12 protein-coding genes are annotated in these 10,830 nt (G+C 65.9%); 5 read left to right on the top strand and 7 right to left on the bottom strand.

What is annotated here, in order from left to right; genetic code table 11:
* Positions 1 to 500: hypothetical protein (locus tag VMS96_08260; GenBank protein ID HVP43413.1), on the top strand; the 500-nt coding region annotated here is incomplete at its 5' end.
* A 306-nt stretch (positions 501 to 806) separates the two neighbouring features.
* Here VMS96_08260 and VMS96_08255 read toward each other — a convergent pair.
* The gene (locus VMS96_08255; protein ID HVP43412.1) at positions 807 to 1,406 is read right to left on the bottom strand and encodes a UbiX family flavin prenyltransferase; all 600 of its coding nucleotides are present in this window, start codon (positions 1,404 to 1,406) and stop codon (positions 807 to 809) included.
* 112 nt (positions 1,407 to 1,518) lie between these two features.
* Between VMS96_08255 and VMS96_08250 the strand changes: the two genes are divergently transcribed.
* The 4 genes from VMS96_08250 to VMS96_08235 are packed head-to-tail and all read left to right on the top strand — an operon-like array spanning position 1,519 to position 5,028.
* Positions 1,519 to 3,207, top strand: a complete 1,689-nt coding sequence (locus tag VMS96_08250) for a ChaN family lipoprotein (protein ID HVP43411.1) — start codon at positions 1,519 to 1,521, stop codon at positions 3,205 to 3,207.
* Positions 3,208 to 3,244: 37 nt separating this feature from the next.
* Complete coding sequence (gene larB, locus VMS96_08245; protein ID HVP43410.1) at positions 3,245 to 3,991, top strand: nickel pincer cofactor biosynthesis protein LarB; 747 nt, start codon at positions 3,245 to 3,247, stop codon at positions 3,989 to 3,991.
* A gap of 53 nt (positions 3,992 to 4,044) precedes the next feature.
* A complete protein-coding gene (locus tag VMS96_08240; protein HVP43409.1) occupies positions 4,045 to 4,851 on the top strand; it encodes a VTT domain-containing protein in 807 nt (268 codons plus the stop codon).
* A gap of 24 nt (positions 4,852 to 4,875) precedes the next feature.
* Positions 4,876 to 5,028, top strand: coding sequence for a hypothetical protein (locus tag VMS96_08235; protein ID HVP43408.1), 153 nt, complete (start codon positions 4,876 to 4,878; stop codon positions 5,026 to 5,028).
* 31 nt (positions 5,029 to 5,059) lie between these two features.
* Here VMS96_08235 and VMS96_08230 read toward each other — a convergent pair whose 3' ends face one another.
* From VMS96_08230 to VMS96_08205, 6 genes are all read right to left on the bottom strand, one after another.
* Positions 5,060 to 5,635 (bottom strand): hypothetical protein, encoded by a 576-nt coding sequence (locus VMS96_08230; protein ID HVP43407.1) that lies wholly within the window; start codon positions 5,633 to 5,635, stop codon positions 5,060 to 5,062.
* Positions 5,632 to 8,202, bottom strand: coding sequence for an AsmA family protein (locus VMS96_08225; GenBank protein HVP43406.1), 2,571 nt, complete (start codon positions 8,200 to 8,202; stop codon positions 5,632 to 5,634). The genes VMS96_08230 and VMS96_08225 overlap by 4 nt, the downstream gene beginning before the upstream one ends.
* Position 8,203: 1 nt before the next feature.
* On the bottom strand, positions 8,204 to 8,986 hold the full coding sequence (gene lepB / locus VMS96_08220; GenBank protein HVP43405.1) for a signal peptidase I: 783 nt from the start codon (positions 8,984 to 8,986) through the stop codon (positions 8,204 to 8,206).
* A 15-nt stretch (positions 8,987 to 9,001) separates the two neighbouring features.
* Positions 9,002 to 9,817 (bottom strand): signal peptidase I, encoded by an 816-nt coding sequence (gene lepB / locus VMS96_08215; protein ID HVP43404.1) that lies wholly within the window; start codon positions 9,815 to 9,817, stop codon positions 9,002 to 9,004.
* The gene (rnc, locus tag VMS96_08210; GenBank protein ID HVP43403.1) at positions 9,814 to 10,584 is read right to left on the bottom strand and encodes a ribonuclease III; all 771 of its coding nucleotides are present in this window, start codon (positions 10,582 to 10,584) and stop codon (positions 9,814 to 9,816) included. The genes lepB (VMS96_08215) and rnc overlap by 4 nt, the downstream gene beginning before the upstream one ends.
* Positions 10,585 to 10,626: 42 nt before the next feature.
* Positions 10,627 to 10,830: hypothetical protein (locus VMS96_08205; GenBank protein HVP43402.1), on the bottom strand; the 204-nt coding region annotated here is incomplete at its 5' end.

The following is a 10,830-nucleotide window of genomic DNA, read 5'->3' as shown; positions in this document are numbered from 1 at the left end:
CAGCGGAACCAGCCATGATGAGCACAATCGCCAAGGATCCGGTGGATGAATTCCTCCGCGCCTACCCGTGGGTGGTCCCGTTGCTTGTCGTTGGCTGGGGATGTCTCGTGATGCAGCTCGTAGCGCGCCTCAGCGGTTGGTCGCGGTTGGCCGAGCAGTACCGCGCTACCCAGCCCTTCCAAGGCGAGAAGTGGCGATTCCAGAGTATCAACATGCGCTATCTCAGCCACTACAACGGCTGCGTCACCTTCGGCGCTGATCTTCAAGGACTGTATGTCGCCGTGCTCTTCTTCTTTCGCGTGGGACATCCGCCCCTGCTCATTCCTTGGGGAGAGTTGGAGATCCAGCCCAAGGACCGCTGGATGATGAGTGGCTACGAATTGCGATTTCTCCGCGTCCCAGGGGTCACGATGTGGGTGAGGCGGAATCTGGGAGAGAAGATTTTGCGCGCCGCCCAGGAGCGCGACTCCGGCGTTCGCGTCGCTCCCCAGATCGGCTGATCCGCGGTGGATACGGCCGTCGGGTGCATCTCCCAAAAAGCGCGGAGCGCAATGCCCGTCAGCATTGCGCTCCGCCGGTAAGCTGTTGGGATTGGCCTGAGGCGGTCCACTCTATGAATCGTGGCCGTGGCATCCTCCGTAACAGCCGGAAGTTGCAAGGTCTAGAGCGTTCGCCCTAAGCCTCAGCCACCTCACCAGGTCTCGATTTACTATGGCTTTCCAAACTCATCGGACCACCTCCTTTCCGGTGTAGGCGCACATTAGTACGGAAGAATTTTCGGAGTCAAGTAGCTGGATCGGTGCAAATCACGATTTCCAGCGATACGCGCCCGCCTGCGGCAGCCCGATGTGCGCCAGCAGCCGGTTGCAGAACTCGCGCGCCATGGCGTCGGAGTCCTGCGGTTTATTGTAGAAGGTGGGGATCAGCGGATAGATGCTGGCGCCGGCGCCGGCGGCCAGTCCCATGTTGCGGATGTGGATCGGGTTCAGCGGCGTCTCGCGCACGCACAGCACCAGTGGGCGCTTCTCCTTCAGGCAGACATCGGCGGCCCGCTCGATCAAGTGGTCCGCCGTCCCATTGGCGATCCGTGCCAGTGTCCCCATGCTGCACGGGATCACCACCATCGCGTCGGTCGGATACGACCCGCTGGCCACGTTGGCCCCAATGTCGTCGTTGTTCTGCTGCTCGATCTTCTTCGGCTTTTGGCCCAACAGCCTCTCCGCCAGGCGAGTGCGTCCCTTCACCCCCAGTTCCTCGGCAATCACTCGTAAGCCGCTGTCGGAGACGATAAGGTTCACCCTGTGGACCCGGCTGTCGCGCTCCACCGCCAGCAGCAGGTGACGAAGGAACACTGAACCGCTGGCGCCGGTGCTCGCGATGGTCAGGTTCTGGGGGGCTGCCTTCATGTCGCGCACGCCATCCAACAGAGTAAGGGGCTCAAGGCCCCACCGAGGATAGGGAGTCGGAAAGGGGCAAGTCAAGCAAGTCTTTGACTTTCAGTGACTTGCAGCGGTGAGTATGGCGACATCGGCGGGAATCCGATCGCGGCGCCGGAGCGCGGGCCAACTGCACGCTCTGGCCGCATTGCAGCGCGAGATCCACGCCACCGACCCCAACGGGCGCCGCAAATACATCCGCGACTTCGCCCAGGCCTATCGCTCCTACCAGAAAGTCCTCAGCGGCGAAGAGTTGCAGGAAAGACTGCGCTCCTCCGACCTGCTTCTCATCGGCGACTACCACGCGCTGCCCCGCTCGCAGGAATTCGCTGCCCAGATCGTCGAAGCCGCGGCGCGTTCCGGACGCCCGGTCGCCCTCGGCGTCGAGTTCATCTTCACTCGCGACCAGCACATCCTCGACGAATGGCTCGCCGGCGAGATCGAGAGTGAAGAACTTCGTCAGCGCATCCGTTACGACCAGGAATGGAGTTACGAGTGGGAGCCGTTCCTGCGCGTGCTCGAGGCGGCAAAGCGCTCCGGGGCCGCGGCCTATGGGCTGGATTGTCCACCCCGCGACGACCTCCGGAAGATCGCTGCCCGGGACCGCCACGCCGCCGCCAAACTTTCCGAGATCCGCGATTTCCATCCCCAGGCGCTGATCGTGGCGCTGTTCGGCGAATCGCATCTCGCTCCCAACCACCTGCCGGAGCAAGTGCGCTGCCGGATGCCCGGCGCCCGCCCGCTCACCGTCCTGCAGAACGTGGACGAACTCTATTGGAAAGCCGCCGGCGAGCAGGCCGACCGCGTCGAAGCCGCCCAGGTCAGCGACGGCGTGGTCTGCGCCTTCAATGCGACGCCACTCGAGAAGTACGAAAGCTACCGCCAATGCCTGGAACGCTGGCGACAGGAGCGGCCTTCCACCCTCGACCTGGAGCCGACCATGTACAACCTGGTCGAGGCCCTGACGCGCTTCCTTCACATCGATAGCTATGCTGCGCAGAATGGCACCCAGCCGCGCTACCTCGTGGACCAGATGCCCGAGGTGTACAGCGTACCGTCGGACGAGCATCTCCGGCGCCTGCTCTCGCGCAAGCACGCCAGCGAAGTGGAGCAGCGTGCGGTGAACGCGCGCCTGGATGCACACGGCTGCGCCTACCTGCCACGCATCAACGCCGTCGTGGTACGGGAGTTCCAGATGGTCGGCGGCGCCGAGGAAGCGGCCCGCTTCCTGCACTCCGCCTGCTCCGGATGGCCGCATCAGCTCACCGAGAACTCCGCGCCCGACGACGAGCACGCGCAGGCAGAACAGGACTTCTACCGCCGCACCCTGGAGGAGGCGCTGGCCGGCTTCGGATGCCGCGTCCTCAACCCCGGCCGTCCACCCGCGCGCGAGACCGATCTCTATGCCTTCTACGCCCAGACACCCGAAGCCGCGGACCTCGCGGAGTACAGCTACCTCGAATTCATCCAGATGATCGACTTCCTGGTCCTGCACAAGGACTGGGAGGCGAACCACCGCTACTACTTCCAGATGCCGGAGCTGCTGCGCGAAGGCATCCATTACCGCGACCAGCGCTTCGTCTTCGTGACCTCGCGCCTGGGCCAGATGCTGGGCAGCGAGCTCTACGACGCCTACGTCGCCGGGCGGCTCTCCAAGCGCTGGATCCGCTCGCTCTACTTCCGCAAGGTGACGGCGCCGGGTTCGGCGAAAAAGATGTACTTCGACATCGTACGCCGCGTCCGCACCCCCAGGAAGCGGATGCTGGCCTAGCCCTCCAACCCCGCGAGCATTTAGGATTCCTCTTCGCGTGAAAGCAGACCAGGTCAGAAGACTGTTCCTCGACGTCCGCCGCGGGAGGCTCTCGCCCGACGAGGCGGTTGCGCGCCTGCGCCACCTCCCGTTCGAAGACCTGGGCTTCGCCAAGGTGGACCATCACCGGGTGCTGCGCGCCGGCATGCCCGAAGTGGTACTGGCGTCGGGCAAGTCGCCGCAACAGGTGGCGGGTATCTTCGCCCGCCTGGCGCGGCACAGGACCAACGTGCTGGCCACCCGCGCCCGCCGCGAGCACTACGACGCTGTGCTCGAGGCCGCGCCCCAGGCCGAGTTCCACGAGCTGGCCCGCGCCATTGTGCTTCTGCAGGACCGTAAGAAATACGGCAAGGGGCGCATCGTCGTGGTCTCCGCCGGCACCAGCGACATCCCCGTCGCCGAGGAAGCGGTGGTCACGGCGGTCGTCATGGGCAACGAGGTGGAGCACATCTACGACGTCGGGGTCGCGGGCATCCACCGGCTGCTGGCGCATCGCCGCTCCCTGACCCGGGCGCGGGTGCTGATCGTCTGCGCCGGCATGGAAGGCGCGCTGCCCAGCGTGGTCGGAGGCCTGGTGCGGGTGCCGGTGATCGCCGTGCCCACCAGCGTCGGTTACGGCGCCTCCTTCGAAGGCCTGGCGGCGCTGCTGGGCATGCTCAATTCCTGCGCCTCCAATGTCAGCGTGGTCAACATCGACAACGGCTTCGGCGCCGGCTACGTCGCCTCCATGATCAACCGGTTGTAAAGCTCCGGAAGAAAAACGCATCTATTGCCATTCTGGTGAATCTCACCAACGTCATGCGCGACGTCCTCGACTTCCTGATCCAGCACGGCTACGTGGTCCTGTTCCTCTGGGTGTTTGCCGAGCAGGCCGGGCTGCCGCTTCCCGCCGTTCCCATGCTCCTGGGCGCGGGAGTGCTGGTCGGCATGGACCACATGAGCGCCGGCTGGGCGCTGCTGGGCTCGGCGATCGCCTGCCTGGCCGCCGATCTGCTGTGGTACTCGCTGGGCAAGCGGCGCGGCGCCAAAGTGCTCAACTGGCTGTGCCGCATCGCGCTGGAACCGGATTCCTGCGTGCGCCGTGCAGAGGACGTCTTTGGTCGTTACGGCTCCCGCACCCTGCTGGTCTCCAAGTTCGTCCCCGGGCTGAATGTGGCCTCGACGCCGATGGCGGGCGTGGTGCGCATGGGGCTGGGGCGCTTCCTGTTCTTCGACTTCCTCGGGACCCTGCTCTGGCTGTTCACCTTCGGCGCCATTGGCTTCGCGTTCAGCCGCCAGGTGGAAGACGTCGCCGCCGCACTCGCCCACCTCGGGCATATCCTGCTCCTGCTGCTGCTGACGGCGATCGGGGCCTATGTCTATTCTCGCTATCGTCAGCGCAAAGCTTTCCTCAAGGAACTCGAGGTCAGCCGCGTCACGCCCGAGGAACTCAACGCCGAGCTGGACTGCGGCGAGAATGTGTTCATCGTGGACCTGCGCCACCCGCTGGATTTCCTGGCGTATCCCTTCACCATCGGCAACGCTCTGCGCATGGCGCCGGCGGAACTGGAGCAGCGCCACCAGGAGATCCCGCGCGACCGCGACATCGTCCTCTATTGCACTTGACCCAACGAAGCCACCAGCGCCCGTGTGGCGCGGCAACTGAGGGCCAAGGGAATCCGGCGCGTCCGCCCGCTGCTGGGCGGCTTCTTCGGCTGGAAAGAGAAGGGCTACCCGCTGGTCGAAGTGGACTTCGGCCAGCCCCACGAGGAGAAGCCCAAACGGCTGGCCACGGTTCAGTAGCCAGTAGCCACTAGGGTTCTTGCCCCCACTGCTACTTCTGTCGAATCGTCAGCTTGTGCGTGCCCACCTCTGCCGTGTCGATGCGGTAGCCGAGGCGGAAGCGGCTGTCGAGGCCGGCGCCTGGATACTTCGGCCTCACAAAGTGCTCGATGAGGAATTCCAGCGCCGCGCGGGGAATGGTGGTGCCATCGAGGGTCACCGACTGGACGTGGATCTCGCCCACGCCGCCGGCGCCGCGGGCGTCGGCCACGGTCACGATGTGGTGGACGCCGGTGAACAGCGCCGCCATCAAGGGATTCATCGACTTTCCTTCGGTGAGCTTGTCGAAGTCCACCTTGGCGTAAGCAGTGACTTCGCCGGGAGCGCCGTTGAAACGCACGCTCTCCACTCCCTTGGGAAGCTGCACCTTGCCGGCGGCGATGTAATCGTTGATCTCGTCTTCGGTGAGCACCGTCGGCTTGGGGTCAGGCTGCGCCGTGACCGCGTTCTGCCGGATGTGTTGGAGCTTGGCTTCGCAACTGACGGCATGGTCGGGAACCGCGAAGCCCGCCGACAAGAGAAGAAAGCCGGCGAGTGCAAGAGCGGTCGGCAGAGAGTGCAGTCTCATCGTTTCAACGCGACGCGCGGAGGCGCCGGCCCGCCGGTGACCCGCGGCTTCTGCAAGCTGCCACCGATGACGATGGCCGGGCCGCTCTTAGGCGCCAGCTTCAGGTCGAGCTCGCGCGCCAGCGAAGCCGTCCCCTCGAGTTGATAGATGCCGGAAGCGGTTTCCATGCTGCCGGCGCTGAAGGTGAGCTTGCCATCGTCGAGCTCGGCGTGGCCGCGCAGTCGGGAGAAGCGCAAGGGCTCGCCACGCAGGGCGACGTGCCGCAGGACTCCGTCGCGCCACTGGAAATCGAGCTTGGCGGCCAGCGAATCCCCCAGTTCGCTCGCGTTCCATCCCGCCAGGTTGGCGTTGTAACCGAGGTTTGCCGTGCCTGCGGCCCAGTTGTCGTGCATGGCGGCGGAGACTTGCGCCAGCGCAACGCCGTCAAGCGTTCCTGTGCCGGAGTACGACGGCGGGTTAGCGGTGAAATCGGCCTGCCAGCGTCCCTGGTGCTTGCCGCCCAGGAGGTCGGCCCGGGCGTTGCTCAGCTCCAGGCGGCCGTCGGAGAGCTTCACCTCCGCCGAGGCGCGGCTGGCGATCACGGACTTGAGCTGCAACTTCCCGGCGGCGATGTGTCCTTCGGCGCGCAGCTTGCGCCATCCTCCAGCTTCGCTCGAACCGCCGACGAACTGGTACCAGGCGTGTTTGCGGAGCTGCGGGTTGAACAGGCGATTGAGACCGTCGGTGCTAAGCTCGTCAGCGCGCAGATCGAAGCGCACCAGGCATTGCGGCCCGAAGTCGCAGTGACGCGGGATCTGCACCGAACCCTCCACCGTGCTGTGGACGCCCTCGAACGCCGCATTGAAGTTGCTCACAGAGGCCCCGTCGGGCGCAAGCGAGATCAAAGCGGCAGAGACGCGCAGCGGCGCGTTGGCGGCCGCCAGGTTCACGGTGGCATTCCTGATCTGTACGGAGCCGATGGGCAAGGGCGCTCCGAAGCCCGCCCAGGCGCCCCGGACCTCCAGGTCGAGGTGGGCGGAGCCGGTGACCTCGCGCTGCGGCGCCGGAATCCCCAATCCCTGGGCGACGTTGAGCAGCCGCACGAGGTCGGCGTCGCCTTCCACCGCCAGGGCGTAGTCGGCGCGGGTCACGACGCCCCGCACAATGGCGGGCGCGTGCGCCCCGAGATCCACCACGAAGGGCGCCAGTACCAGGTGCAGCGGCGGGCGCTCGGTCGGCGGCCACCCGCGGCGCGGTTTTCCGTTCATTGCGGGCTCGACGTTGAACCTGATCTGCCCCAGCTCAAGCGGCGGACCCAGGGTCTTGGAGCGCAGCACTAGGCCATTGGTGCTGCCGCCGCCGATCCAGCTCTGGAGGCGCGAGGGGTCGGGTTTGGTGTCGAAGGTGAACGCCGCGTCTACGTTGCCCTCGGCAACGAGGTCGAGCGGGAGGTCACGCTTGGCATGCAGAGCGAAGCGGACCAGCTCCTGGACCGCGATGTCCCGGGTGGCGATGCTGATGTCGTATTGCCGGTCCGCGAACAGGCGAAGCACTTCACCGCGCAGGCTCACCTGCCCGTTGCCCGTGGGCAGAGCGCAGGAGATGTCGGAGAGCGTGGTGGTATCCACCGAATAGGTGCCGGTGCAGCGCGCGCGCAGGCCATAGGCGCCACTGCTCATGATGTCGTACCGGCGGAAGTCTTCCACGCCGGCGTCGAGTACGAGTTGCAGCTTCGCCGGCGTGCCGGACAATTGGGCGGTGACATTCGCCGTGCCGCGCCAGCCGCGGTCACGGTCGTACACCAGGATGGTGAGCTGGCCGAGCTGGGCACGCTCCAGGGTCAGACGCAGATCGAGCGGGGTCTCGCGGAACGAGGCGGCGCGGCGGAAGGTGCCGCTGAGACGGAGCCGGCCGGTGTCACTCAGATTGAAATCGGTGCGTACCGGACGGGCGTTCAGCCGCAGGTTCCACTCGTCTTCCTGCGCCAGCCACAGAGAGAACTCAGCGTCCATCAGGGCGAACGCCTTCTTCTCCTGGCCGAGTTTGAAGTTGATTCGGCCTCGGTCGGCTTCGACATACGGGAAACGCGGGCGTTGCTCGGCGCGAGGCAGGGCGGTGGGGGCGCTGGGGACCTGGGAGGCGCGGGCCAGCAGACTTTCGACGTTCCAGCTGCCGTCACCGGCGCGGACCACGTTCAGGCTGACGTCGCGCAGGCTGAGGCTGGCGATCTCCAGTCTTCCGCGCCACAGCGAGGCCAGGCGCAAGGACGCGGTGACGCTGTCGGCTCTCAGCATGGGCTCGTTGCTGATGGAGGGGTCGTCGTACACGGTGAAGTTGTCGAAGTCGAAGCCGGGGCGCGGCAACAGGCGAAGGTGGACTGCGCCGATGGTCACGCGGCGTCCGAGCGCGCCTCCGATGGAGCTCTCCAGCGTGCCGCGAAAACGCTGGAGGTTGACGTAGGGAGGCACGAAGAGGGCGAGCAAGACGGTCAGCAGCAGGGCGAGCATCACCCGCCCGCGCCGGCTGGGAGGACGCGGCGGGGCAACGGGGTCTTTGCCCTCGATGTCCGGCAGTGGGACGACCGACATCTCAGCGCACCAACTTGAGCATCCGCCGCCAGCGCGTCTGATCGAAGAAGTGGATGACCACCTTGCCGATGAAGGCCAACCGCTCCCCCATGCTGGTCTTCTGATATTGCCCCGGGGGCGTCTGGAACGACCAGTAGATGAACATGGGGCGGCCGATGATGTTCTCGCGGGGGATGAAGCCCCAGTAGCGGCTGTCGTAGCTTATGTCGCGGTTGTCGCCCATGGCGAAGTAGCTGTCGGGCGGGACCACCAGGTCGCCCCCCTGGACCTGGCTGCGCATCAGCAGGTGCCACCCGGGGGTGATGCTGGTGGCCATGTTGGGCGGCACGCTGGGAAAGTTGTCGCGATAGGGGTTGTAATCGCCGCGGCTGCGGATGACGTAGGGCTCGTTCTGCGGCTGGCCGTTGACGTACAGCTTGCCGTCCTGCAGGTGGATGCGGTCGCCGGGGACGCCGATGATGCGCTTGACGACGAACAGCCCGGCTTCGGCGGGCGACAGGAAGACGACGATGTCGTTACGCTTGACGCCACGATAGGGCAACAGCGGGCCCACCCAGCGGGTGGGCGGCGCGTACACCACCCGGTCCACGAAGACGTGGTCGCCGATCAGCAGGGTGTTCTCCATGGAACTGGAAGGAATCTCGAAGGCCTGCAGGATGAAGGTGATGATGAACAGGCCGGTGACCAGGACGCCGGCCAGCGACTGGATGAATTCCGCGGGCGTCTCTTCCGGTTTCTTTTTCTTGGACTTCGCCTTCTCGGGTTCTGCGACGATCTTGGGCAAGCCTGTGTCTCCCGGCTACTTCACGATGCGGAACGTGCGATCCCAGCGGGTGATGTGCGACAAGTGGGTCAGCACGTACGCGAAACGCGACAGTGTACCATCCGAGGAGAGCACGCCGTCGGCGTCGGGATGGCGCACCGACCAGTAGATGATCAGCGGGCGTCCGATGATGTTCTCGCGGGGCACGAACCCCCAGTAGCGGCTGTCGAGACTCTCGTCTCGATTGTCGCCCAGCACGAAGTAGGAGCCGGGCGGCACCAGGAGCTCGCCGTTGCGTACGTAGCGGCGCATTTCCAGCCACCAGCGGGCCTCGACCGCTCCGCCCGCGTGGTCGGGCGAGGGGAAGTCGTCGCGATAGGCATCGGGACCGTGGCTGTTGTACACGACGTAGTTCTCATCGAGCGGCAGCCCGTTCACCACGAGGCGCTTGTTCACCAGGCGGACGCGGTCGCCGGGCACGCCCACCACCCGCTTCACGAAATGTTGTGCGGGATGCACGGGATAACGGAATACGATGATGTCCCCACGCCGGATGTCGCGGTAGGGCAGGATCTTTCCCCAGACGCCGCCATGACCGTAATGCACCTTGTCCACCAGCAGGTAATCGCCGATGAGAAGGGTGTTCTCCATTGATTCGGACGGGATCTGGAAAGCCTGCAGCAGGAAAGTGATGACGAACACGGCAATCACGATGGTGACGCTCAGCGACTGCAGCGAGCCCAGGAGATCGGTTTCCGCCGACGGCGTGAAAGCCGATGCGGCGGCCTCCGGCGGAGCGGAAACCGCAGGCGCGGGCTCGGCTGCAGGGAATGTCGGGGGGACGTCGCTCATTCCGCACGCCCCGCTGCGCCGGGCTGGGTGCGGAGTTGCTCGAGCGCCTGGCGGGCGGCACGCTGCTCGGCCAGTTTCTTGGTGGGTCCTTCTCCCTGGGTCACGTACTCGCCTGCGCCGTTGGAGCCCATGCTCACCCGTACTTCGACGGTGAACGTCTTGTTGTGCTCCGGCCCCTGTTCTCTGATGACGGAATAGAGCGGCTGGGGACGTCCGCTGCCCTGCAGGAACTCCTGCAGAGCGGACTTGTGATCGGTGACCGGCAGGACGGCGCCGCCTTCGCGCTGCAGGCGCTGGAGCTCGGGCTCGAGGATGTGCTCGACGATGAAGCGCCGCGGGGACTCCAGGCCCGAGTCCAGGTACATCGCGGCAAGCACCGCCTCCAGGGCGTCCACCAGCAGGGCGGTCTTGGTGCGGCCGCCGCTGCGCTCCTCGCCGCGTCCCAGACGCAGGTAGCGCCCCAGGTCGAGCTCCCGGGCGACGCGCACCAAGTGGCGCGCGCTCACCAGGTGAGCCCGCATCTTGGAAAGCTGTCCTTCGTGGAAGGCAGGGAAGCGTTCGAAGAGCACTTGGCTGGTGACGAAGCCGAGGACGGCGTCGCCCAGGAACTCGAACTGCTCGTTGTCGGGGATGCCGGCGCCCGGCTGGGTGCGGGTCTCCGACTCGTGGGCGTGCGAGCTATGGGTCAGGGCCTGCTCCAGCAGCGCGAGACGCCGGAAACGATGTCCCAGGACCTGCTCGAGCACCGAGATTTCCTGCTGCTCCATGTGTTTCCCGGCGGGCGCGGGCCACGCCCGGCCACGGTACGACTACGGTTTCGGCGGTGTCGCTGGCTGCGTGGAGGCCGAGCCCCCAGCTCCGGTCAGCTTCTGCAGACGCTCGACTTCGGCCTGCGCCGACTTGGCGACGCTATCTTGTGGATCGGCCAGGCTGGCGGCCTTCTGTGCCTCCGGCAGAGCTTCCTTGTACTTGTTCTGCTTGTCCAGCGCCAGGGCGAGGCGCAGGTGGCTCAT

The organism is Terriglobales bacterium (genome assembly GCA_035543055.1).
Lineage (GTDB): Bacteria > Acidobacteriota > Terriglobia > Terriglobales > Acidobacteriaceae > JAIQFD01.
The sequence above is the reverse complement of the archived record's forward strand: the minus strand, read 5'-3'. Positions and strand labels throughout refer to the sequence as shown.

Coding starts and splice junctions, on each gene's coding strand:
- VMS96_08240 (HVP43409.1), top strand. CDS start 4,045: ATGCGCGACGTCCTCGACTTCCTGATCCAGCACGGCTACGTGGTCCTG.
- rnc (HVP43403.1), bottom strand. CDS start 10,584: ATGGAGCAGCAGGAAATCTCGGTGCTCGAGCAGGTCCTGGGACATCGT.
- VMS96_08255 (HVP43412.1), bottom strand. CDS start 1,406: ATGAAGGCAGCCCCCCAGAACCTGACCATCGCGAGCACCGGCGCCAGC.
- VMS96_08225 (HVP43406.1), bottom strand. CDS start 8,202: ATGTCGGTCGTCCCACTGCCGGACATCGAGGGCAAAGACCCCGTTGCC.
- lepB (HVP43404.1), bottom strand. CDS start 9,817: ATGAGCGACGTCCCCCCGACATTCCCTGCAGCCGAGCCCGCGCCTGCG.
- VMS96_08230 (HVP43407.1), bottom strand. CDS start 5,635: ATGAGACTGCACTCTCTGCCGACCGCTCTTGCACTCGCCGGCTTTCTT.
- VMS96_08250 (HVP43411.1), top strand. CDS start 1,519: ATGGCGACATCGGCGGGAATCCGATCGCGGCGCCGGAGCGCGGGCCAA.